Source organism: Gemmatimonadales bacterium, from assembly GCA_019637315.1.
Taxonomy (GTDB): Bacteria; Gemmatimonadota; Gemmatimonadetes; order Gemmatimonadales; family GWC2-71-9; genus SHZU01.
Genome location: JAHBVU010000006.1, coordinates 127229 through 151236, shown reverse-complemented (window position 1 = coordinate 151236; position 24008 = coordinate 127229). Strand labels below are relative to the sequence as shown.

Genomic DNA, 24008 nt, shown 5'->3' with positions numbered 1-24008 from the left:
TTGGACTCTGGATGGCGCCCTCCGGGCGCGGAGAGGTAGCCTCGGGCCAGACTCGCCGGCTGGGATCGAGGGTATCGGTGTCCCTCGACGGCCTCCGGTGCCGTTGCTAACATTCGCGCGCAGTCTCTCCCCAACACATGGTTTCAGATGAAAACTCGGCTGCTGCTCTCGGTCCTCGGATTCTCGAGTCTGGTACTCGTTCAGGGAAGTCCCGTCGTGGCTCAGGCCTCACCCTCCGCCCGGAAGGCGGTCCTGGTTACCGGGGCAAGCTCCGGGATCGGTCGGGCTATTACGGAACGCCTCGCCGGTAAGGGCTATTTCGTCTACGCGGGGGCACGATCGCCGGAGGACATCAGGGCTTTGGATTCGATCCCAAATGTCAAAGGCCTTCGCCTCGATGTGACGCGTCAGGCGGAGATCGATGCGGCCGTGGAAATGGTCCGGCGGGAAGGGCGTGGCCTGCATGGTGTGGTGAACAACGCGGGCGTGGCAATCTTTGCCCCGATGATCGAAGCCGATCTGAGCGATCTGCAGTTCCAGTTCGACGTCAACGTGTATGGTCCGGTCCGGATCAACAAGGCGTTTGCCCCATTGATCATCGAGGGCAAAGGGCGGATGGTCACGATCGGTTCCATCAACGGGATCGTGGCCGGGGCGTTCTCGGGTCCCTATGCCATGAGCAAGCACGCCATGGAAGGGTTCACGGATGCTCTCGCCGCAGAGATGGGGCCGCTCGGCGTCGGTGTCAGCATCGTGGAGCCGGGCCGCTACCGCTCCAGCATGTCGGCCAACGTGATGCAGCGCTGGCGCGAGCAGAACAAGACCACCGCCGGATCGCGGTTCGAGAGTCAGTACCAGCGGATGGTCCAGGGCTTCGATCCTGCCGGTGAGTCGCGCTATCCTGAGCCCACTGAAGTTGCTGAAGCGGTCGAACACGCCCTGGCCGATCCTGCGCCCAAGCTGCGCTATCTCGTTGCCCCGACAGCCACGCAGACCCACCGCGCGGTCCGTCGAGCGCTCGAGCGCGCGGTGGAGATGAATCAGGACCAGCGGCATACCCTGGATCGTGCCGGGTTGGTTGCTTTGCTCGATTCGGTGCTGGCACGGGCGAAATGACGGCTGCCGAGCCGGTGCGGGTCGAGACGCCGCACGGAGGCGTCAGCGCCCTGTGGCTCGACCCGCCGGGAGCGGATCGCGTCTACCTCCTGGCACACGGAGCCGGGGCGGGGATGACCCACTCGTTCATGGCCGCGATGGCGCTGGCGTTTGCCGAAGCGGGTGTCGCGACGCTTCGGTATCAGCTTCCCTACATGGAGGCACGCTCCGGTCGGCCCGATTCGCCCGCCGTAGCGACTGCGGCGGTGCGCGCGGCTGCCGGGGTTGCGGAGCGACTGGCGGCCGGCCGGCCGCTCTTTGCGGGCGGCAAATCCTTTGGCGGGCGAATGACATCCACGGCCCAGGCCGAGATGCCGCTGGCTGGTTGCTTGGGACTGGTATTCCTTGGGTTTCCCCTGCATCCCGCCAAACGGCCAGCGACCAGTCGCGCGCAGCACCTCCGTCAGGTCCGGGTGCCGATGCTGTTCCTCCAGGGCACCCGCGATGAACTGGCGGAGACCGATCTGATTCGCGGGGTCGTTGCCGGGCTGCCGGAGACGGCAACGCTCCACGAGATCGACGGCGCCGACCATGCCTTTGCCGTCCTCAAGCGGACCGGCCGAACCGGTCAGGAAATCATCGTCGAACTGGCCCGGGTTGCGTCGGATTGGATGCGATCGGTGGCGGGAGGATCTGCTAGATTGCCGGTGTGACGTCTGATCCGATGGTGCCATCCGCTGCGCAATTGAGCGCTATCGAGGCGGGGCTCGGGCCCCAGCTCGTACTCGCGGGCCCCGGGGCTGGCAAGACGTACTGCCTGATCGAGCGGATTCGCTACCTGATCCAGCACCACGGCATTGCCCCGGATCGGATCTGCGCGGTCACCTTCACGAATAAGGCCGCCGAAGAGGTGGCCTCCCGCCTGACGCGTGAAATGGGCGACTCCGCCGAAGCCGTGACGCGCTCGACGATTCACTCGCTCTGTGTTGCCATTCTGCGGAAGCATGGCAGCGTGCTCGGTCTGGAGCGAGGCTTCGGGATTGCCGACGAGGATTATCAGAAGGCCGTCCTTGGCCGTCTCCAGATCCCGCCGCGGATGCGTGGTTCGGTGCTGGCGCGGTTTGGGCTGCATCGGATGACGAGTCAGGAACTCTCGCCGGAAGACCAGTCGTTGTACCTCAGATATCGCGAGCGGTTGGACCGGTCCAGGATGGTGGACTTCGACGACCTCGTCGTGCTGACCGCCGGGTTGCTCACCGACCACGCCGAGGTACGCCGAGAGGTTGCGGGGCAGTGGGACTACCTCCTGGTCGACGAGTTCCAGGATCTCAACACACCACAGTACACCGTCATTCGCCGGCTGGCCGAAGCACATCGGAACATCTTCGCGGTAGGCGACGACGAACAGTCGATCTTCTCGTGGACCGGGGCCGACCCTCAGGTCATTCTCCGCTTCATGAACGACTTTGGCGTGACGCGCTATGTCGTGCTCGATGAGAATCGGCGGACGGCGCGGCAGATCTTCGAGTTTGCGCGCGCGCTGGTAGCCTGCAACGCGCCGCTGCTCGAGGAGAAGCGGGTCGTTGCCAGCCGTGAAACGGCGCATCCCGTCGAAGCCCGGTCGTTCGGCGAGGATCTGACCGAGTTGCGCTGGTTGCTGGCCGATCTCAAGCGGGATCGCGCCGAGGCCGGCTTGCCGTGGGGAGAGTATGCCGTCCTCTATCGCAAGCACGCGATCGGCGACTATCTCGAGGGTGCGCTGATGCGGGCCGGTGTGCCGTGCCGGATGGCGCATGGGCGGGCTCTCTCCGACGATCCTGTGGTCGGCTACCTGATTGCTGCGCTCGGCGTGGTGGCCTATCCGGGTGACTCGGTCATGAGCGAGCTGTTCATTCGTCGGGTCCTTCCGGGCGCGCTGCTCGACATGCTCAGGAAGCAGGCGGATGCTGCCTCGGTCGACCTGGTAACGCACCTGCGCCGTAGGGCGACCGAGCTGCCGCCGACGGACGAAGAGGGCCGCAAGATCCGGCGGGCCCTGGCGACCATGAGCAATCTCGCGAGCTTGCCGCGCCGTCATGAGGAGCTGACTGGGCTGGTCGATGAGGTGCTGTCGCAGCGGGTTGGGGAGTATCAAACGCTGCTCGAGGAGAACGCTGATCAGCTCAGCGATCCTGTCGCGTCGGGTGCCGTGCGCCGTCTGGCGGAGGCACTCCTCGCGGTCCGCGCCGAGCGGCGGCGGGTGCTGCTGCCCGCAATGCAGGGGCTCGAGATCGGTTTGGCAGGCTTGCTGGGCGCAGCAGGGTTTCGCTGGGTCGATTACCTGTCGCTGATCGGCACCCCTGCACCCGGCGACTTCGTACTCGATCCGTCGCTTGGCGGGGAGCTCGGCTTTGCGCTCACCGTTTTCAAAGCGTTGCAGCTCGTTCAAGTCCGGTCGAGCGATTCGTTCCGGGACTTCACTGTGGTCGACCTCGAGACAACAGACAAGGATGCGGCGACCGCGGAGATCGTCGAGGTGGCGGCGCTGCGGGTTCGAAACTGGGTGGGTGTTGAAGAGTTCCACCGCCTGGTCAAGCCGAGGGTCCCGGTGGCACCGGGGGCCGCGCGGACTCACGGGTACTCCGAGCAGGATCTGGCGGCGGCTCCATACTTCGAAGAGATCTGGCCGGCGCTTCGCGATTTTTTAGGCGAGGATGTCCTGGTGGCACACAACGGGTACAGCTTCGACTTCCCGATTCTCAGGCGGATGTCAGGCGCCGAGTTCGCGACGTACGACACGCTGCCGCTGGCCCGCGCGCTCCGGGTCGGGAGTGCCAGGCTCGAGCACCTGGCCGAACGGTTCGGCATCGATCCGGGCGATCCGCACAAGGCCCTGTGGGACGTACGGACTCTGGCCAAGGTCTTCCGGAAACTCGAAGAGGAGCGGGTCTCGCGGCAGCGGCGGGTCACGCTGTCGAATGCGCTCGACTATCTCGGCCTGGTACTGGCGCTGGTCGACCCCGAAGCGCTGACCCCAGAGGCTGCGATGCTCAAGCAGCAGACCGCGGTCTATGCGCTGGGCCGGTATACCACCTGTCTCGATTTCTACCGCAGCGAGCGAGAGCGGGCCCGTGCCGTCCAGGCGCCGACCCTGGATGAGGTCATCGAACGCCTGGGCGGGCAGCAGCGGATGTTACGGATTCGCGCCGAGCGGAGCTCGGAACAGCGCTATCCGGCGGCGATGTCCCGGGTCAAGCGGCTGCTGGAGGGATTGGAAGCGATCGGGCTGGACCAGCAGATCACGGAGTTTCTCGCGCTTGTCGCGTTGTCACGCAGTGATGGGACCCAGGCCGATCCGGAGCGAGTCAACCTGCTCACCTTGCACTCGACCAAAGGGCTCGAATTTTCGCGAGTCTACATCGTGGGCGTCGAAGACACTGAGATGCCGGGAGGCCCTTCAGGCCGCCCGCCGAGTCTGGCAGAGATCGAGGAGGCGCGGCGGGTGCTGTATGTCGGAATGACGCGGGCCAAGGATCGGCTCGTGATGACGCGGGTCGAAGCGCGCGAGGGGAAGGTGACCGGGGGGCATCGGTTCTTCGATGAGATGGGTCTCGTGCCCGACCGCCTCCTGTTGAACTAGGCCAGCTTGGCCAGGCGCGCAATCATCGCCTCGGCAACGAGTGGCCCTGAGCCGGGTGTGTGGTCGTGCTTGAAGACCACGTAAGCTTCCGACCAGCCGAAGCCGCTCAGACGGCGGCTCCAATCCGACAGTTCGTCCTCGGTGTAATCGAAGCGGTGGAGTCGCGCATACCCCCACGTGGTGGTGGCGATTTGCGGGGTTTGCCAGTCGGGCTGGTCCGACAGGCAGAGCGCCACACCGTGATATCGCAGCAGCTCGCTGGCGCGGTCGTCGTCGAACCAGCTCTGGTGCCGGAACTCGACGGTAACGGCCCAGTGTTTCGGCAGCTCGGTCAGGAACCGCTCGAGACGGTCGAGGTCGCGCTTGAGATGCGGCGGAAGCTGGAACAGTGTGGGGCCAAGTCGAGGACCCAGCACGGCCACGGTCCGGGCCAGAAAGGCGACCGTCTCGCCGGTGTCTCGCAACTGGGCGTAGTGGGTAATCCGCTGGTTCGCCTTGACTGCAAACCGAAACTCCTCCGGTACCTGCGCCGCCCAGGCCAGCAGGCTCTTTTCCTGTGGCATCCGGTAGAAGGTGTTGTTGAGCTCCACCATCGGCAGTCGGCTCGCGTAGGCCGATAGCATCTCGGCATCTTTGAGCTTGACCGGGTAGAACGGGCCCTTCCACTCCTTGAAGGCAAAGCCGCTGGTGCCGACGCGCCAGACTGTCACGAAGCCTGGCGCTTCTTGCCGCGCTTCTTGTCGCCTTCGTCCGACTCGTCGTCGGCTCCGCGGGCCAGGCTGGCTTTGAGCGCCTCCATCAGGTCGATGATCTTGCCGCCCGCGTCCTGCGCGGGTTCGGCGGTGATCTCGTGGCCCTCGACCTTCTTCTGGATCGCCTCTAGGACCCGGTTTCGCACTTCGTCCTTGTAACGGTCAGGATGGAACTCGTCCGTAGCTGCCTGCTCGATCAGCTGCTTGGCCAATTTGAGCTCCGCTGCCTTGACCTCGCCCTCGCCAAGGGGAACCTCGGTCGCTGGTTTGAGCTCTTCGGCGTAGTGGAGCTGCTCCATCAGGAGCACTCCATCGAGCGGGCGGAGCAGGACCAGGTGCTGGCGACCGCGTGCTGCGTACTGACCGAGGGCGGCTCGACCGGTTTCTTCCAGGGCTTTGCCGAGCAGGCGGTAAGCTCGGTCGCCGCCTTTGTCGGGGCCCAGGTAGTACGACTTGTCGAGGTAGCGGCGATCGACCTGGTCGAGCGGCACGAACTCGAGGATGTCGATCGTGTTGGTGGCTTTCTCGTCGAGCGCCTTGATTTCTTCCGGGGTAAAGACGGCGTACTGGTCCTTGGCAAACTCGTAGCCCTTGACCATCTGATCCCGGGGGACGACTTCCTCGTCTTTCGGGCAGATGTACTGCTGCTTGAGCCGGGTGCCGCACTTCTTGTGGAGCAGGTTGAACGAGATCCCAGCCGAGGATTCCGAGGATGAATAGATGTGGATCGGAACCGAGACGAGGCCGAACGAAATCGTGGCAGTGCCAATGGATCGGGCTGGCATAACGTCCTCACACACGTTTGGACTTGGAAGCTACTGGGGTTTGCCCCGCTTTGAAAACTGCAGGGGCCGTGCGCCCGGACCCCGAGCCGGGAACGCGAAACGAGGGGCCGGTTGATTACCGGCCCCTCGTTTTCAGACCCCCCCAACTCCTGGCTACGCCCCGTTGGACTCCTTGGTGGGGTGCGGCCAACAGGTGGTCTGGCCGTAGGGGCGGGCGGTGAACGGATTCGATACCTGAGTCGAGCCGTTGGCGCCCTTCCAGGGCAACTGTCTGCGGAGCAGGTCGGCCAGCCGATGTCCGCCTTCGAAGGCCAGTTCCATTTTCCGCTCGTTCATGACGTGGGCAATGGCCTGGGCCTGGGTCGAAGCAGAAAGCGGGGCAAGGCTAACCTCGGCACGACGGTCGTTGAGGATCGTCATGGCCGCGCTGACCTGATTTTGCTCTGCCAGGGCCTCGGCCCGAATCAGCTGTGCCTCGCGATAGCTTGCCAGGCGGATTGGCGTCTGGAGTGCGGTGTACTTGTTGCTCACCCAGAGAGCGATGGTCGGGTTGAAGGCGCCGCGGTTGGCGTCAACGACCTGCAGTCGCGGGTCTCCCGTGTTGCGGTACGACAGCGCGACCGTGTACGCGCCAAGGTCGTTGCCGTTCCGGTAGATGTCATTCCACCGCCGGGTGTTTTCAGCGCCGCGGTCGGCGTCCTTGACATATCCTGCCGGCACTTGCTGAGCTATGGTGGCGGCTTCTCCGTACTTCTTGAGCATCAGCTTGGCGCGCGCGAGGCCGACGCGGGACATGTTGACGATGTCGGTGTTCCCGGCTTGCTGCGCGATGGTAATTGCTTCCGTGAACCGCTGTTCTGCGAGCGTCAGGGCGGCTGCGGGTGCCTGAGCCGCCGCGCCATCGAACGCCACCTGGCACCAGGTTTCTCCCATGAATTGATAAGCGTAGCCACCGAAGGCCCTGACCTGGGCCATCAGCGACCTGCGGTTGGGGACATCGGTATCGCTCCAAGCCTCCAGCCGCCGGTAGATGTCCTCCGACTGGAACCGGGCGGTCTGGAGCGTCAGCTGCATTCCGAAGCCGCCGTCATCACAGGAGGATACGACGTAGTTGTCCTCGTCCGCCCCGATGGTCCGCTCGCCCCAGTTGGCGAGCGGGACGTTGGAGTTGGCGGTTTCCCACTCGTCGGAATGGAAGGACGATCCGGCCGAGTGGTTGCTGTAGGCGCACTCCAGATCGCTGATAACGCTCCGTGCCAGCACGTTGGCAAGGGCGGCGTTATCGATTTGTCCGCTCGGAATTCGGCCGGGATACTCGACCTCGAGCAGGTTGTCGCAGGCTCCGAGTGCCAGGACGGTTCCCAGGGCAATGGCGGTGGCCGCACCCTTGCCCAGGCGCCCGGACCGAGCCTCGAATGACGATGACGATTGCATGTCAGGCATCTCCCGATCGCGGGTCAGAAAGTGAACCGAATGGTGGTCCGGAACCGGGCCAGCTGCGGCCAGGATTCCTGGGTGTACCCGAAGTTGCCGGTATTGTCGAAGGTCCGGTTGCCCATGATCTCCGAGTCGACGAACTTGACGCCGAAGACTTCGCTCTGGGCCCGCCAAAGTGTCAGCAGGTTTTCACCCGAGACGGTGATGGCGCCCCGCGAAGCGCCCAGCCACCGGTTCACGCTGGGAGGCAGGTCGTAGGTGGCGGATAGGATGCGCAGCTTGGCGAACCCGCCCTTCATCATGCCCAGCACACCGACGCTGTTCGGGTCGCCAAGCAGGAACTGTGTACCCAGGTAGCCCGAGACGATTTCACTGGTCCCTTTGAGCACCGCTTCCGAACTCAGGAAGAAGGCGTGGATCGCGGCGACGTCGCCGACCAGGGCATGGTTGCCGCCCAGATAGTCGACCATGCCCAGCAGCCTGAGCCGCTGACCGAGTCGGACGTTCGCGCTGACACTGCCGTTCCACGATGGGGTTGGGCGACCGTGGAAGAGACGTGGCGCATTGGCGCAGGGAACCACTGATCCGTCGCCCTCTCCCAGCTCGGTTCCGCCCTCGCACATCGGGTCGAATCCCACCGGAAGCGGGATCCCGATGTTGAGGGGTTGGATATTCGAGCTCACCACCCGCTTGAAGAAGTACGACGATGGGGCGAAGCCCTCCACGTTCCACTGCTGGATGAAGCCGCTGCCCACGAATGCGGGCGGAGTGCCGCCCATATCCGTGATCTTGCTGTCGTTGGTGGCGAAGGTCGCCCGGAGGTCGAGCCCAACATTTCGAGAGTTGAGCACGGTCCCGTCCACGGCCAGCTCGATGCCCTTGTTGCGGGTCTCGCCGATGTTGAGGAACTGGCTGCCGGGGAATCCGCGCGACGGCCGGAGCGGCAGCGAGAGAATCGCGTCCTTGACCTTCTTGTCGTAGTAGGTGAACTCGATGCCCAGACGCTGGTTGAAGAATCCGGCGTCGAATCCGAACTCGGTTTCCTGCCCGATTTCAGGCTTGAGGTCCGGGTTGCCGAAGTTCTGCGGAGTCACACCGCCCTGTCCGCCCGTGCCCAGCGCCGGAGCGTAGGTCTGAATCGCGGAGAAGACGTCGGGCTGCTGCCCCGCCTTGCCCCACGCTCCGCGGACTTTGAGTTGAGAGAATAGCCCGCTGTTGGCAAGGAACGGCTCTTCCGACAACACCCACGAGACGCTGAACTTCGGATAGTACACGGCATTGAAGTTCTCGCCGAAGGCGCTGTTGTCGTCGCCCCGGACAGCGGCCGTGAAGAAGAACCGGTTGTTGAAGGCCAACTGCTCCTGTACATAGGCTCCGAACGTCTTGTTCTCCAGGAACTGCTCCTCGGCCGTGATCGTCGAGCCGCCGCTGATGTCGGACGGGCCGGGGATCGCGAAGTTGGTGCCCGAACCCGACACGATATCGAACTGCTTGTAGTAGTACTGCACACCTGCCGAGGTCGTTGCCACGAGCTTGCCGAGGGTTACGTCGGCCGAGGCGCCGTAATCCAGGGTCAGGAAGGTGGAGCGGTTCTGGAGCACACTTCGCTCTCCGTTGCTCGCCGTGAAGAACGGGCGCCGTGCAGTGGGGTGCTGCTCTACCAGCAGCGACGACTTGTTGTTGACGAAGTCGGGGCCCAGGGTCAGCCGGTGCCGGAGCCAGCTGAACGGCCGGTGGTTGAGCTGGAGCGAGAACGTGGTCCGGTCCACGTTGTCGAGTCCCTGCACTTCGTCGTAGTCTTCGGGCCGGTAGAACTGGAAGCCGCCGCCCCCGTCGTTCCAGCCGGTATTGTTCGGGCTGGCCGGGTCGGGTTCGCAGCCCGGGAAGTTGCAGGCCCAGATGATCGAGGTCGTGATCGGCTGAAAGCCTGAGGCACCGCGGAGCCGGGAACGGATAGCGCCCAGGCTCAGGTCGACTTTGAACTTGTCGTTCGGCGCGGAGTAGGTCAGGTTGGCTCGGGCCGAGTACTTGTTCTGCCAGTTGTAGTCGACCGGGCCTTCGTCCCGGTTGAAGTCACTCGAGAAGAAGTAGCGCAGCTGGTCGGTGCCGCCGCTCAAGCTGGCGCCGAAGCCAACCGGACTGCCGGTTCGGAAGATGGCAGGATAGCCGTTCTCCCGACGCCAGTTCAGGACGTTGAATTCTTCCACCGTCCCGGCCCGGGAGTAGTAGTAGTTGGACGGGTAACGGCCCTCGGGATTCGCCAGCCAGGCGGCACCGGCATCGGCCCGGACTTCGAAGGTGGGCCGCCCCGCTTTGCCTCGCTTGGTAATGATCTGGATCACCCCGTTCGAGGCCTCGGTGCCATAGATCGTTGCTGCCGAGGGCCCTTTCAGGACCTCGATCGACTCGATCTCTTCGGGGTTGATGTCATTGATTCGAGATGGCGCCTCCTGGCCGTTGAAGGCGAGGCTTCTGGCGGCCGCCTGGTTGCTGACGCGGACGCCGTCGACATAGACCAGCGGCTCGTTCGAAAGACTCAGGCTGCCTGAGCCTCGAATCCGGGTTACCCCGCCGCTTCCGACCGCCCCGCTGGCGCGGATGACTCTCACGCCGGGCACGTTGACCGACATCATGTCCTGGAGCTTGGCGGGCGGGCCGGCTAAGGCCAGGGTATTGGCCACGTCGATGCTGCCCACCACGTTGCCCAGGGACCGCTTCTGCGCTTCGCCAGCGGTCCCGGTAACGATGACCTCATCCAGCTTCACCACCATCTCGGTGAGTTGGACCTCGATCGGTGCCCCCCCAACCGGAGCGTCGGCGTTGGTAGCCTGGTAGCCGATGCGGGTGATCCGGAGCCGAGCGGTCGTACCGCTCAACCCGGTCAGCCGGAAGTCGCCGCGGACGCCAGTCCGCGCGACCTGCCCCCCTCCGTCGACAGCGACCCGGGCGTCTGCCAGTGGTCGTCCGCTCTTCGAGTCAACGACAGTACCTGAGACAGTGCCAGCTTGGGCATGGACCGGCGCACCAAAAGCCCCCACCGTGGCGAGGCCAAAGGCCGCGCCCAGGAAGAGGGACGAGGTACGCCGGACTGCCCACACGAATGGATGGACCATGGGTCCTCCGCGAGGGTTGGGCGAACTGCTGGATTGGGATTCGGAACTGTACACAACACTGCACACAGAACTGAAAAGCGCAAGAGGGGGGTGTTGCCGACCCTTCTGCACTGGTCGGTTAGTCACGTGCCGAGCCGAGTGCTCGGCCGCGGCCGCGGCGCCCGGCCGGGCCCTATATTTCGCCTATGGCCGACGACGACCAGTCCTCACCTTCGCCCGCTGAGCAGCTGGCCGCATACCGGGCCAAACGCTCGGCCGATCGCACGCCGGAACCGTTTGGCGGCGCCGCGGTTCCGGCCCGCGCCAAGGCCGGCGGCCTGTTCGTGGTGCACAAGCACGCCGCGCGGCAGACCCATTTCGATTTTCGCTTCGAGATGGACGGGGTACTCAAATCGTGGGCGGTTCCTCGCGGCCCCTCGTACAGCCTCTCCGACAAGCGCCTCGCGGTGCGGGTGGAAGACCATCCGCTCGAGTATGGTGATTTCGAGGGCATGATTCCCGAGGGGAACTACGGCGCCGGCGCCGTGATCGTGTGGGATCGCGGCGAATGGGTGCCGCTCGAAGACCCGCGGGCCGGAATGGAAAAGGGCAAGCTGCTGTTCGAGTTCCGGGGCTACAAGCTGCGCGGGCGCTGGACGCTCGTCAAAATCAAGAAGAGCGAGCGTGACTGGCTGCTCATCAAGGAGCGGGACGCCTGGGTCAAGGACCCGGGGGAGGACTTTCCTCAGGAATCGGTCCTGTCAGGACTCACGGTCGAAGACTGGATGGCTGGACGGACCCCGGCCGACGTGCTGCGCAACGAACTGCTTCGCCTCGATGCGCCGCGCGGTGTGGTGGATGATACGGTCGGCGTGATGCTGGCCGAACCGGCGGACGACGCCTTCACCAAAGACGGCTGGCTCTTCGAACTCAAGCTGGATGGGTATCGGCTGATTGCCTGCCATCGGGGAGGCGAGTCCATTCTGCGCACCAGGAGCGGTGGTGACTACACCGCGACATTTCCCGAAGTGGCTCGCGCCGTTCGAGCCCTGCCCCTGAGCCACGTCGTTCTCGACGGTGAGGTCGTGGTGCTCGATGGCAAAGGGCGTCCCAGCTTTGCGCTGCTGCAGCGCCGTGGGTTGCTCAGCCGGCCGCTCGACGTACGTCGGGCAGAGGTCGAGCTGCCGGCAACCTATTACGCCTTCGACCTGCTCGGTTTCGAGGACTTCGACCTGCGCCCGCTGCCGCTGCTGGAGCGGAAGCGCCTGCTTCGGATGATCCTGCCGCCGCTCGGTCCGATCCGGTACCTCGATCACATCGAGCGCGAGGGCGATGCGGTGCTTGCCCAGGTGCCGACGTTGGGGGTCGAGGGCATCATTGCCAAGAAGGCTGACGCGCCCTACCGGGCAGGGCGCACCTCGGCCTGGCGGAAGATCAAGGCCGAGCAGACCGGCGACTTCGTGGTTGTCGGCTTTACCGCCCCCAATGGATCGCGCGGTGGGTTCGGTGCTCTGCAGCTGGCGGATCGGGTCGACGGACAGCTCGTCTATGCCGGTCGGGCGGGGACGGGGTTCTCCGAAGCGCAGCTGGCAGAATACCACGCCGAGCTGGTGCCGCTGATTCGCGCGACCCCCGCCTGCCTCGGTCCGGTTGCTCTACCGGGCGCGGTTCCGCTCGCCGCCGATGAGATACCTGGCACGAAAACAACGACGTGGGTGGAGCCACGGTTGGTGGCAGAGGTGCGGTACCGGGAATGGACGCCGGATGGCTTGCTCCGGCACCCCGCGTTTCTGCGGATGCGCAACGACAAGACGCCCGAGCAGTGCGATCGGCAGGGTTGGTCGAGTGCACCCCCGGAGGAAGCGACCGATCCGGTGCAGGCCGCCTCGGACGAGATCAAGGAGGCGCCGGTTGCCAAGACGGTCGCCTTCTCGAATCTGAAAAAAATCTTCTGGCCGGAGGAGGGATACACCAAAGGCGACCTGGTCGACTACTACCGGGCCATTGCACCGTGGCTCTTGCCCTACCTCAAGGATCGGCCCGTCGTGCTGACACGGTATCCTGACGGGATTGCGGGAAAGTCGTTCTATCAGAAAGACGCACCGGAGTTTGCGCCGGCCTGGATTCAGACCGTGCCGATCTGGAGCGAAGATACCCAGCGTGATGTGCGCTACTTCGTGGCCAATGACGAGGAGACGCTGCTCTACCTCGCCAATTCCGCAGCCATTCCGCTGCATATCTGGGCCAGCCGGGTTGCCTCGCTGGAACAGCCGGACTGGTGTGTGATCGATCTCGATCCGAAGGAAGCGCCGTTTCTCGAGGTTGTGGCGATTGCGCGAACGCTCTATCGAATCTGCACCGACGCCGGGCTGCCGAGTTACGTCAAGACGACGGGTAAGACCGGCCTCCACATCCTGGTTCCGCTGGGTCGTCAGCTCACCTATGAGCAGTCGCGCACCCTGGGTGAGCTCTTGTCCCGGCTGGTGGCGCGCGAGCATCGTGATACCTCGACGATCGTTCGCCAGGTTACCAAACGGGGTGACAAAGTCTATCTCGACTATCTCCAGAACCGCCGGGGACAACTGATCGTGGCACCTTACAGCGTCCGCCCTCTTCCCGGTGCGACGGTTTCGATGCCGCTCGAGTGGGACGAAGTCAACGATGACCTGGAGGCGCGGCGTCGGACCTTCACGATCAAGACTGCGGTGGCACGAATGGAGACGCTGGGCTACGACCCGGTGCGTCCGGTCCTCGATCAGCGACCCGACCTTTCCAAGGTGCTCGAGCGGCTGGCACTGCAACTCGGCGCCGGTTGAAACGGGCACAACAGATTGCGACCTCGCTAGATTGTCGCGATGCTGATCGCGACCTGGAATGTCAATTCGATCCGAGCCCGGCTCGATCGCCTCGTGGCCTGGCTTCGGCGGACCGGGCCCGACATCGTCTGTCTTCAGGAACTCAAAGTGCCGGACGACGATTTTCCAATCGAGGTGCTGGCCGCCGAGGGCTACAACTCGGTGTTCCACGGCCAGCGCACCTACAACGGCGTGGCGATCCTGAGTCGGCACCCGCTTGCCGATGTGACGATGGGCATGGGCCCTGGGACCGACGACCCGCAGGCTCGACTGATCTCGGCTACCGTTCAAGGGGTGCGGATCATCTCCGCATACTTCCCGAACGGGCAGACGGTTGGCAGCGACAAGTGGCTGTACAAGCTGGCCTGGATCGCAAGGCTTCGGGACCATCTGGCCGCGACGTATCGCCCGACGGACGAGCTGCTCCTCTGTGGCGATTACAACGTGGCGCCGGATGAACGCGACGTTGCGCGACCGGAGGAATGGCGTGCCAGCGTGCTCTGCCACGACGATGCGCGGCTGGCGTTGAAGACTCTCAGTGACTGGGGCTTGATCGACACGATGCGTCTGCACGATCCGGGTCCGGGACCGTACACCTGGTGGGACTATCGGCTGCTGGCGTTTCCCAAGGGGAACGGTCTTCGGATCGACCACATCTTTGCGACTCCGTCGGCTGCCGAGAGAACCCGCCGGGCCTGGGTCGATCGGGACGAGCGCAAGGGGAAGCTGCCCTCCGATCATGCCCCCGTCCTGATCGAGACTGACTCTGCCGGCTGAGCATCACAGACACTCATTCAACGACTGCCCATGCTGACCACTCTATTCGCATTTGCTCTGGCTCTGGCGCCTGACACCGCTCGCTACGTTGTCCTGAATCATGGGCGTCCGGCCGGCGAGATGGTCGTCGTCACCGGCGGCGATTCGGCCGCGGTGCGTTTCGTCTACCAGGATCGGCAGCGGGGCCCGCGGGTGCAGGTGCGCTATCGGTTTGGGTCCGACGGCACGTTGCTGCTGCGGGAAGCGGCGGGCCTGAGTGCCGCAGCCCAGCCAGTCAGTGTCGCCGAGCGGTTTGAGCTGAGCGGCGGCGAGGCGCGCTGGAGCGGGGGCGGTGAAAACGCCCGGGCGCGGGCGGAAGCGGGTGCTTTCTATCTGCCGAGGGGTGGGACTCCGTACGATCGAGCCCTGCTCGCGGCGCATCTGCTCAGGCAGCCGAATCGGTCTGCCCGGCTGCTCCCGGTCGGTACGGCTTCTGTCGAGATCGTGGCTGATACGGTAGTCCGCCTCGGCGCGCGGAGCGCTCGGGTTCGGCTTGCCGCGATTCGTGGTCTCGGGTTCGACGATGCCGCTGTCTGGCTCGACGAGGGGAACCGATTCTTCGCGAGCGACGCCGCCTGGTTCATTACCGTGCCGGTCGAGGCCGTACCCGTGTTACCGGCCTTGCGGGCCGTCGAGAAAGCCTGGCGGGCCCGGCAGTCTCAGGCGGTTGCGGCGCGGCTGGCGCCGGCGGCGTCGAACGCGCTCGTGATCCGGAATGGTGATGTTTTCGATGCGGAACGTGGCCTGATGCGTCCGCGCACGACGGTAGTCGTCGAGCATGATCGCATCACCGCCGTAGGACCGGCCGACTCGATCCGGGTTCCGGCCGGCGCGCGGGTGATCGATGCAACCGGAAAGACGGTGATTCCGGGGCTCTGGGACATGCACACACACCTGATGCTGGGCAGCGAAAGCAATGGGTTGCTGCACCTCGCAGCGGGAATCACCACGGTGCGTGATGTTGCGGCCGATTTCGGTATCGCGGTCGATCAGCGGGCCAGGACCGAGGCAGGGTCTTTGCTTGGTGCGCGGATTCTGCTGGCAGGCTTTCTGGAAGGTCCCGGGCACTGGGCCGGCCCGTCCGACGCGCTGGCCGGCTCGGTCGAGGAAGCCCGGACCTGGATTGCCCGCTACGACTCGGCCGGGTACCGCCAGATCAAGCTGTATAATCTGATTCATCCCGACCTGCTGCCAGCGATTGCGCAGGAAGCCAAGCGTCGCGGCATACGGTTGTCGGGCCATATTCCTCGAGGGCTTTCGGTGCCGGCGGCCGTTGCGCTCGGCTACGATGAAGTCCAGCACGCGGCGAGTCTGATCTCTACCTTCTACCAGGATTCGCTCTACGTTCCCTCGATGCGTGCGTATTCCCAGGTGGCAGCAGCCGTCGCACCGACCTTCGATGCGAACTCAGTCGAGATGACTCGGTTGATCGATCTGCTCAGGAATCGCGGCACCGTGGTGGATGGCACCTTCAATCTCTGGCAGGATCGGTCCCGACTGCTGCCGGATGGCAACGATCCCGTCTTCGGCCCGACGATCGACTGGTTGCCACCCGTGCTGCAACGCAGCTACCGTGCAGGGGGTGGCGGGTCGCCGGAGGAGGTCGGGCGCGCCCAGGCGGCGAGTGCCACCTATCGGGCGATTCTCAAGCGACTCTTCGACGGTGGGGTAACGCTGGTGCCCGGTACCGACAACCTTGCCGGGTTTTCGCTGCATGGCGAGCTCGAGATCTACGAGCGGGCTGGGATTCCGGCGGCCAACGTCCTGCAGATTGCCACGCTGGTTTCTGCCCGGGTCATGAAGGAGGATCGCGACTACGGCAGCATCGAGGTCGGTAAGATCGCGGACATCGCAATCGTGGCCGGGCGGCCCGCCGAGCGGATCACGGATCTCCGCCGGGTGGAGCAGGTGATCCGGGCGGGGCGGCACTACACGGTGGCGGATTTGCACCGGCAGATCGGCGTCACGTCCAAGCGCTAGAGTCCCGACGTACGGGATCGGGTCTTGGGTTCAATGCATCGCGCAGAGGGAGGCGAGCGCTCACTACCTGGGATCGGCCTAAGCTGCCGGGGGCTGGGAAAGGGGGTATCTTTCGGATTCTCCTGCATCTGAGGTTTCCGTGTCCCGTTTCGCTCGTCGCGCGGCGCCCCTCGCTCTGCTGCTGGCGCTGGTCCCGCTAGTCCCTGCTTCTGCTCAGCGAACCGTCAAACCGGTTCTGCACGGTCGTCACTGGGTTGCCATTACCGGCAAGCCTCTTGGGGCAACGGCCGGCGCCATGATTTTTCAGCGGGGTGGCAATGCGGTCGACGCCGCCTGCGCCATGCTTGCGGCGGTCTCCACCATGTGGGACGTGCTGAGCTGGGGCGGTGAGACGCAGGCTCTGATCTACCACCCCGAGCTCAAGAAGGTCATCGGCATCAACGCCCTCGGCGTGGCGCCCACCGGTGCGACGGTCGACTTCTATCGCAGCAAGGGGCATCAGAACTACCCGCCAGAGTTCGGACCGCTCGCCGCGGTGACGCCCGGGACACCGGGCGGAATCATCACCATGCTGGCCGAGTATGGCACCATGAGCCTCAAAGACGTGCTGGCACCCGCGATCGAGATGGCAGACGGGTATCCGATCGAGGCGCAGACGGTGGCCAGCATCGAGAGCCGGACCAAGATGCTGGAGCAGTGGCCCTACTCGAAGGCCGTGTTTCTGATCAACGATGGCAAAGGTCCCAATGCCGGTCAGATCTTCCGCCAGCCTGACCTGGCCGCGACCCTCCGGAAACTGGTCGAAGCGGAGCAGCAGGCCCTCAAGCGGGGCAGGAGCCGTAAAGAGGCGATCTACGCAGCATACGACCGCTTCTACAAGGGAGACATCGCGGCCGAGATCGCGCGGAGCACTCAGGAACAGGGTGGCCTGATTACGACCCAGGATCTGGCCAACTGGAAGGTCAAGATCGAGGAACCGCTGTCCGTGTCGTACAAGGGCATTGACGTCTACAAGCTGCAGGAGTGGCAGCAAGGGCCGGCCCTGCTCCAGGCGCTCAATATTCTCGAGAACGTCGACGTCAAGTCGATGGGGTATAACTCGACGCGGTACATCCACACCATCTATCAGGCGATGAGCCTGGCGTTCGCGGATCGGGATTTCTACTACGGCGATCCGTCGTTCGACCCGCGCCCGCCGATCAAGGGGCTGCTCTCGAAGGACTACGCCAAGCAGCGCTTCGGCACCATCAACTGGGAGCGGAACGACTCGACCATCAAGCCGGGCGACCCCTATCCCTTCCAGGGGGGCAGCAACCCGTTCACCTCGATTCTTTCCCGGTGGCCTCCCAAGCCCAAGACGCCGCCGGCCAGCACGGACCAGAGTGGCTCGAGCGGGCTGGCTCAGATGACGTACGATGAGGCCTTCCGGGCCGGAACGACGTCGATCCAGGCTGCGGATGCGAAGGGCTGGGTCGTCTCGATTACGCCGAGCGGCGGCTGGATTCCGGCGGTCATTGCCGGGAAGACGGGTATTGGGCTGAGTCAGCGGGCTCAGAGCTTCGTGTTCGATCCGGAGGAGAGCCCCTTCAATGTGATCGAGCCGGGTCGTCGCCCGCGGGTCACCCTCACGCCCACCCTGGCGCTCAAGGAGGGGCGTCCCTTCGTCTCATTCGCGGTGCAGGGGGGCGACACCCAGGATCAGAACCTGCTTCAGTTCTTCCTCAACATGGTCGAGTTCGGAATGAACGTGCAGCAGGCAGCTGAGGCGGCCAACATTGCGAGCTACCAGATGCGGAGCTCGTTCGGTTCGCATGAGTCGCGGCCGGGCCGGATCACGCTGAATGATGCGGTGCCCGGTTGGGTGCGGGCGGACCTGCAGAAGATGGGGTACAACCTGAACTTCGCGCCGCGCACCTCGGGTCCCATCAACGCGATCTTCTTCGACTGGAAGCACGGCAGTTTTTGGGGCGGTTCCAGCCACGACGGCGAGGATTACGGCATCGCATGGTAGCTGGGGATCGCTGCCGTATTCGCTGCATCCTGTCCTGCTTCTGCTGCGCTCACGTCGTCAGGTGGATCCGCCTGACGACGTGAGCGTTTTCAGCAGGCGATACCAGGAGGTCGAGGCTCGATGAAATGCCTCGACACCCGCTCGTTCTGCCCGTGCGCTCTGCGGTCGTTGATGTCCTGGAAGATTGCGCTGATGCCATGTCCGGGATGTCGGCATTGCGGACGTAAAGGCGGTCGATGGTTGTTGCGCGCCGTCAGCTCGGAGGTAGCAGACGCCATCTCGGCCGCCTGCTCCGCAAAGGCTGTCGCCTTTCCGTCAACCAGGGAGCCGCCACCGCATCGCGTTGCTGTCGGTCTCCACGCTGGCAGTGAGGAACCTTGTGGTCAAGCCAGACGGCGGCTCCGGCGCCCGGAAAGCCGCTGGCGAATCCAGACCTGATGGCGATGGGCCCAGCTCAGGACCCGCATGACCCAGACCAGCCAGTCCGGTGCGGGGCGTACTGGCCCTGAGGGGATTCCGGCGAAGCCCTGGGCAATGGCCCACTGGCGAACCGGTTCCCAGTCGAAGCGCCAGATGTCGTCGAGCCAGAATTTTCGGGACCCATGCGTCTGAAAGGCGCGCAACACCTCGACATCGTACCAGTGATACTCCGGGTCGTCGACCGTCTGCATGTCGATACCGTCGACTTCCCAGCGGTCGAACCAGCCTGCCTGGGAGGCCTCGATCCGACCTTCCCAGGTAAAGTCGACATGGTTGAGGTAGCGCAGCCGGCGCTTGAACACCGGGGGACAGCTGCCCAGGACGTTCTCCATTACGCTGTACCAGCGCAGCTTCGACGCCATGGCGGTGGTGCGAAGCGGGGCGTAATGGAGCAGCTTGATGCTGTTGAGTTTGAGCCGCGGCGCACCTGCCGGCAGGGGGATTCGACCGCTGTGGATCAGTCGTCCCTGGTGCGGCGCGCCGTCGTCGACGTAGCCGAACGGCCGCCAGCGATCGTGGCGCATGCAGCGATCAGGCGTCAGCAGCAGATCGATCAGCTCGAAGCAGAGGACGGTCCCCGGCGCGGCGTGCCGCATGGTCTGCCAGCCGAGCGAGGTGGGCGCATCGGCGGCGATGATCTCGTCCGCATCGAGCGCCAGCAGGACCTTGGGACCTGGAACGAGGCGGCGCGCCTCGTCGATCAGGAGCCCCTGCCGGGTGGCTTCGCTGAACCCGGTATCCGGGTTGGCAATGACCGTGACGTTCGGATACCGTGCGGCAATAGTGCGACTCTCGTCGGTCGATCCCTGGTCGGCGAGGATGACCTGGTCGGCCAGTCGGGTGGTTACGGCAAGAAACCGGTCGAGAATCCACCCCTCGTTTCGGATCGGTGTCAGGACGACGAGAGGAAGTGGAGAAGGGGGCATGGAACCTGGTGACCGGGGAACGCGCTGGTGCTGCCAACTTAAGGTTCAGCAGGGGGCGGCAGCAAGCAGCCTGGTCACGAGGCGGGTGGGAACAACGAGAGGGGCAACCGGTTGGCTGCCCCTCTCGAACGTTCAGCGGCTTGGTACCCGCGTTAGTTCTCGACCAGGATCAGGAATTTCGAGTTGGTCCAGAACTGCTCGGGGTTCGAGATCTGCAGTGTCCCGCGCACTCGGCCGTTATTGTCCTGACTGACGTTGGCGTAGGCAATGTTCTGATTCGTCACCACCCGGTACTGCTTGTCCGGGCGCGGCAGCGGAATCTCGGACGTCTGGCGCCGGTCGATGGCCGTGAACATCGACGGGTCGAGGTTGTCCGCCGGCTTCAGGGTCTCGCCGGTGCGGGTGACCAGGAGGAAGCGGGTGCCGCCGACCTCTTTGATGATGCCGCGGTCCTTGAGTTCCTGCTTGGTGCCGATGACGTAGTAGACGGTGTTCTCGCGCGTGGTCATGGCGGAGACGGTGTCCTGCAGGACCGTCTTTTCCTCGGTGAGCGCGACGACCTGGGCCCGGCTGGTGTTGAGCTCGGACTCGAGGTTGGCGATGGTGCTCTTCTGATTGTCGACCATCGAGTTGAGGCCGTCAATGGTGGTCTGGAAGTCGGCCAGCACGACGCGGAAGCTGTCGGACTCGGCGGTCAGGGCCCGGATCCGACGCTGGCTGGTGGCCAGCCGGCTTTCGCTGTTCTTGACGCGGGCGGTAAGATCCTTGACCTTCTTGAGCACCAGGGCCCGGTCGCTGGGCGAAGCAGCCAGCTGGCTTTCGGGCGACACGACGGGCTCGACAGCCCGATTGCCGGTCCGGACGGTGGCAAGTTCGGTGTTGATGTCGGCGAGCAGCTTGGTCGTTTCCGCGAGGTCGCGGAACAGGCTGTCCTTGGTTGCCGACAGGGTGGTCATCTGTTGCACCTGAGTCCGGAAGAACTCGGTCGAATCCGACGGAATCGACTGCACCAGCTGCCCTCTCGGACCCGCGTTGCACGCGACAAGACCGGTCACTGCGACTAGGGCTACGAGACTGCGCTTCATATAATCCCCTCCTGGGATAACCGGCGGGACGATCCCGCCTGACGCGAACCGGGAAACATGCTTTAGTCGATGGTCAAAGCAAAGGGACGCCTGAGTGGCCGACCCTTGCACACACCCGGTCGGGTGCGTCGCCTTGACACCCCCCCCCGGGTGATTCCGATCTTCTTGAAGGACAAGGGTTTGTCGTTTCAGGTGATGCTTGGTCCGGTCAGTCCCGCTTTCACTGAGGTTTCCCTATGACCCGCTCCTGTATGTGGTTGCTGGTGGTGTCTCTGGTCGCGGGCTCGAGCGCCCTGTCGGCCCAAACGGGCTCGATAACTGGCCGAGTGTCGGACAGCACCAGGGGTGATGGCCTCGTCGCAGCCCAGATTCAGGTTCGTGATGTTTCGGGTCGAAACGTCGGCCAGGCGTCGACGGGTGCCAATGGTGTCTATCGGATCGACGGCCTCGTGGCCGGCACCTATGCAGTACTGGCCACGATGATTCCGTACTCGCCTCGGCAGGTGCGAGGGGTCGTGGTTGCGGCGGGCGGTACCGTCACCGTGGACTTCGCCCTTTCGAGCCAGGTTTACAACCTCTCAGAGGTGATGGTTACCTCGGTGTCCAAGGTGCCGGAAAAGCTGACCGACGCTCCGGCCAGCGTGACTGTGATCCCGGCGGTTCAGGTCCAGGAGCGTCCAGCCCTCACGGTACTCGATCACCTCAAGGCTGCCCCGGGCATCTCGTACTCCGAGGGTGGCCTGGTGCAGTCCAACATCGTGTCCCGCGGCTTCAACAATACGTTTTCCGGCTCGCTGCTGACGCTGATCGACAATCGGATGGCGGCGGTTCCGTCGCTCAAGGTCAATGTGGCCGGGTTCTTCCCGAATACGAACGAGGATATCGAGCAGATCGAGTTCGTGCTCGGACCAGGGGCGGCCCTCTACGGTCCGAATGTGACGAGTGGCGTGCTCAACATCATTACCAAATCGCCGATCACGTCGGCGGGCACGACGGTTTCGCTCGAGAGCGGCTTCCGCTCGAGTTCCAAGTGGGCGGAGGGCACCAACGCCTCTGACAACGGCGGGGGCTTGCTCCGGTTCGGATTCCGGCACGCGACGAGGCTCTCGGCCAAGGCGGGCTTCAAGGTGTCGGGTGAGTACCTGACCGGCAGCGACTGGCGCTACGCTGATCCGGGCGACACGCTGCGGACCCGGTCGAGGGATGATAACACCAAGATCAGCTGTACCCGGACGGCGACGGGGTGCCGGAATTTCGATATCCGGAAATGGAACGGCGAGTTCCGCTTCGATGTGCGGCCGGATGAGAACACGGAGTGGATCACCAGCTACGGACACAGCGAGGCCGTCAACCTGATCGAGCTCACCGGGCTTGGCGCCGGCCAGGCGCGCGACTGGCGCTATCAGAGCTTGCAGACGCGGTTCCGTCACAAGGACCTTTTCGCGCAGGTCTACGGAAACTTCAGCAACTCCGGTGGCACCTTCCTCCTGCGGGATGGTCAGCAGATTCTCGACAGCTCGCGCACCATGGCTGCGCAGATCCAGCACGGCTACAGTCTGGGCTCGCGGCAGACCTTCATTTACGGCGTCGACTATATCTTCACGGACGCGCGCACCGGCGGCACCATCAACGGGGCCAACGAGGCTGACGACGACATCAAGGAGGTGGGCGGCTACCTGCACAGTGTGACGCACCTGAGCCCGCGGGTCGACGTCGTGGCGGCGCTCCGGGTCGACAAGCACAGTCGACTGGATGATGCGGTCTGGTCGCCGCGGGTGGCGCTGGTACTCAAGCCGAACGAGACCAACAACGTCCGACTCACCTACAACCGCGCGTTCTCGACGCCGAGCAACAACAACCTGTTCCTGGACATCGCGGGCGGCGCCGCCGGGCCGTACACGGTTCGTGCTCTGGGGGTGCCACAGGGTGGCTTCCAGTTCCGGGCCGGGGGCGGGTGCGCTGGCGGGCTCAGCAGCCTCTGTATGCGGGCCATTCCGCTGCCGGGGAGCCCCACCCAGATTCTGCCGGCCAATGCCGCGGCGCTCTGGCCATTGGCGGTGGCGGTAATTTCACAGAACGCGGCTGTTCCTGCCCAGCTGCGTCAGCTCCTGGCCGCGGTGCCGGCCCCGACGACCCAGGTCGGCACGCAGCTTCGGCGGCTCAACACCACGACCGCCACCTTCCTCGATATCGATCCGGCCCAGGTTCAGGATATCGAGACCCTCAAGCCGAGCATCAGCAACACGTTCGAAGTCGGCTATAAAGGGAACATCGGCAACAAGGCACGGCTGGCCGTCGACTTCTACTACGAGCGCCGCGAAAACTTCGTCGGGCCGCTGATCGTCGAGTCGCCCAATGTGTTCTTTGACCGGACGTCGCTGATCGGGTACTTGACCGCGGCGTTCACGCCGACGCTGGGCGCGCAGGCCGCAGCGCAGGCCGCAGCGCAGCTCGGCACCGCCATGGCGGGTATCTCGGGCACCACAGGCGCTACGGGCACCCAGGGTATTCCCCTCGGTACCGTGGTGCCGAATAACTCGGCGCTTACCAACCGTCCGGACATCTTCCTGACCTACCGGAACTTCGGCGAGGTGGATCTCTTCGGCGCGGACATGGCGTTCGACTACATCGCCGATGACCGCTGGTCGATGGCGGCGACCTGGTCGGTGGTCAACAAGGACTTCTTCACGGCGGAGGAAGTCGGTGGCCCGACGCCGATTGCGCTCAACGGCTCGAAGAATCGGGGCACCGCGACGCTCAGGTACCGGAATGATCCGGCGGGATGGGCGGTCGAGGCTCGGGGTCGGTACACCAAGGGATTCCCGGTCAACTCAGGCGTGTACGTCAGTCCGCAGCGGTCGGACGGCAGCTTCGAGCCAACCGATTCGTACGCGCTGCTCGACCTCCAGGGCAGCATCCGTCCGCGGTTTTCCAAGAGGAACATGCTGATCGCTGTCGGGATCAACAACGTCTTCAATAAGGGCTACGCGACCTTCGTCGGCGTGCCGACGCTGGGACGGCTCGTGACCTCCAAGATCTCGTACACTTTCTAACTGGTCGGGGGTTACGGTCGGC

At 64.5% G+C, this 24008-nt stretch carries 14 protein-coding genes; 8 read left to right on the top strand and 6 right to left on the bottom strand.

The features are described from left to right. Nucleotides 1-147 precede the first annotated feature (147 nt). The 3 genes from KF785_07710 to KF785_07700 are packed head-to-tail and all read left to right on the top strand — an operon-like array spanning nucleotide 148 to nucleotide 4714. The gene (locus KF785_07710; GenBank protein MBX3146647.1) at nucleotides 148-1116 is read left to right on the top strand and encodes an SDR family oxidoreductase; all 969 of its coding nucleotides are present in this window, start codon (nucleotides 148-150) and stop codon (nucleotides 1114-1116) included. Then, nucleotides 1113-1808, top strand: coding sequence for a hypothetical protein (locus KF785_07705; protein MBX3146646.1), 696 nt, complete (start codon nucleotides 1113-1115; stop codon nucleotides 1806-1808). The genes KF785_07710 and KF785_07705 overlap by 4 nt, the downstream gene beginning before the upstream one ends. After that, a complete protein-coding gene (locus KF785_07700) occupies nucleotides 1805-4714 on the top strand; it encodes a UvrD-helicase domain-containing protein (protein MBX3146645.1) in 2910 nt (969 codons plus the stop codon). The genes KF785_07705 and KF785_07700 overlap by 4 nt, the downstream gene beginning before the upstream one ends. Here KF785_07700 and KF785_07695 read toward each other — a convergent pair. The 4 genes from KF785_07695 to KF785_07680 form a co-directional block, all read right to left on the bottom strand. Beyond that, nucleotides 4711-5424, bottom strand: a complete 714-nt coding sequence (locus KF785_07695) for a DUF72 domain-containing protein (protein MBX3146644.1) — start codon at nucleotides 5422-5424, stop codon at nucleotides 4711-4713. The genes KF785_07700 and KF785_07695 overlap by 4 nt on opposite strands. Next, on the bottom strand, nucleotides 5421-6251 hold the full coding sequence (locus KF785_07690; GenBank protein ID MBX3146643.1) for a Ku protein: 831 nt from the start codon (nucleotides 6249-6251) through the stop codon (nucleotides 5421-5423). Before KF785_07690 ends, KF785_07695 begins: the two co-directional genes overlap by 4 nt. Nucleotides 6252-6404: 153 nt before the next feature. Further along, entirely contained in the window at nucleotides 6405-7685 is a 1281-nt protein-coding gene (locus KF785_07685; GenBank protein ID MBX3146642.1) for a RagB/SusD family nutrient uptake outer membrane protein, read from the bottom strand. A 23-nt stretch (nucleotides 7686-7708) separates the two neighbouring features. After that, on the bottom strand, nucleotides 7709-10801 hold the full coding sequence (locus tag KF785_07680) for a SusC/RagA family TonB-linked outer membrane protein (protein ID MBX3146641.1): 3093 nt from the start codon (nucleotides 10799-10801) through the stop codon (nucleotides 7709-7711). A gap of 185 nt (nucleotides 10802-10986) precedes the next feature. On the opposite strand from KF785_07680, the gene ligD reads away from it, so the two are divergent. From ligD to KF785_07660, 4 genes are all read left to right on the top strand, one after another. Further along, entirely contained in the window at nucleotides 10987-13596 is a 2610-nt protein-coding gene (gene ligD / locus KF785_07675; GenBank protein MBX3146640.1) for a DNA ligase D, read from the top strand. 39 nt (nucleotides 13597-13635) lie between these two features. Next, a complete protein-coding gene (gene xth, locus KF785_07670; protein MBX3146639.1) occupies nucleotides 13636-14412 on the top strand; it encodes an exodeoxyribonuclease III in 777 nt (258 codons plus the stop codon). 30 nt (nucleotides 14413-14442) lie between these two features. Further along, nucleotides 14443-16431 carry an amidohydrolase family protein gene (locus tag KF785_07665; GenBank protein MBX3146638.1) on the top strand — a complete coding sequence of 663 codons (1989 nt, stop codon included), beginning with the start codon at nucleotides 14443-14445 and terminating at the stop codon, nucleotides 16429-16431. Between the two features lie 139 nt (nucleotides 16432-16570). Then, on the top strand, nucleotides 16571-18442 hold the full coding sequence (locus KF785_07660; protein MBX3146637.1) for a gamma-glutamyltransferase: 1872 nt from the start codon (nucleotides 16571-16573) through the stop codon (nucleotides 18440-18442). Nucleotides 18443-18825: 383 nt separating this feature from the next. Here KF785_07660 and KF785_07655 read toward each other — a convergent pair whose 3' ends face one another. Both KF785_07655 and KF785_07650 read right to left on the bottom strand, forming a co-directional pair. After that, nucleotides 18826-19848 carry a glycosyltransferase family 2 protein gene (locus KF785_07655; protein ID MBX3146636.1) on the bottom strand — a complete coding sequence of 341 codons (1023 nt, stop codon included), beginning with the start codon at nucleotides 19846-19848 and terminating at the stop codon, nucleotides 18826-18828. 152 nt (nucleotides 19849-20000) lie between these two features. Then, the gene (locus KF785_07650; protein MBX3146635.1) at nucleotides 20001-20933 is read right to left on the bottom strand and encodes a hypothetical protein; all 933 of its coding nucleotides are present in this window, start codon (nucleotides 20931-20933) and stop codon (nucleotides 20001-20003) included. Between the two features lie 236 nt (nucleotides 20934-21169). On the opposite strand from KF785_07650, the gene KF785_07645 reads away from it, so the two are divergent. Then, the gene (locus KF785_07645; GenBank protein ID MBX3146634.1) at nucleotides 21170-23986 is read left to right on the top strand and encodes a TonB-dependent receptor; all 2817 of its coding nucleotides are present in this window, start codon (nucleotides 21170-21172) and stop codon (nucleotides 23984-23986) included. The last annotated feature ends 22 nt before the right edge of the window (nucleotides 23987-24008 follow it).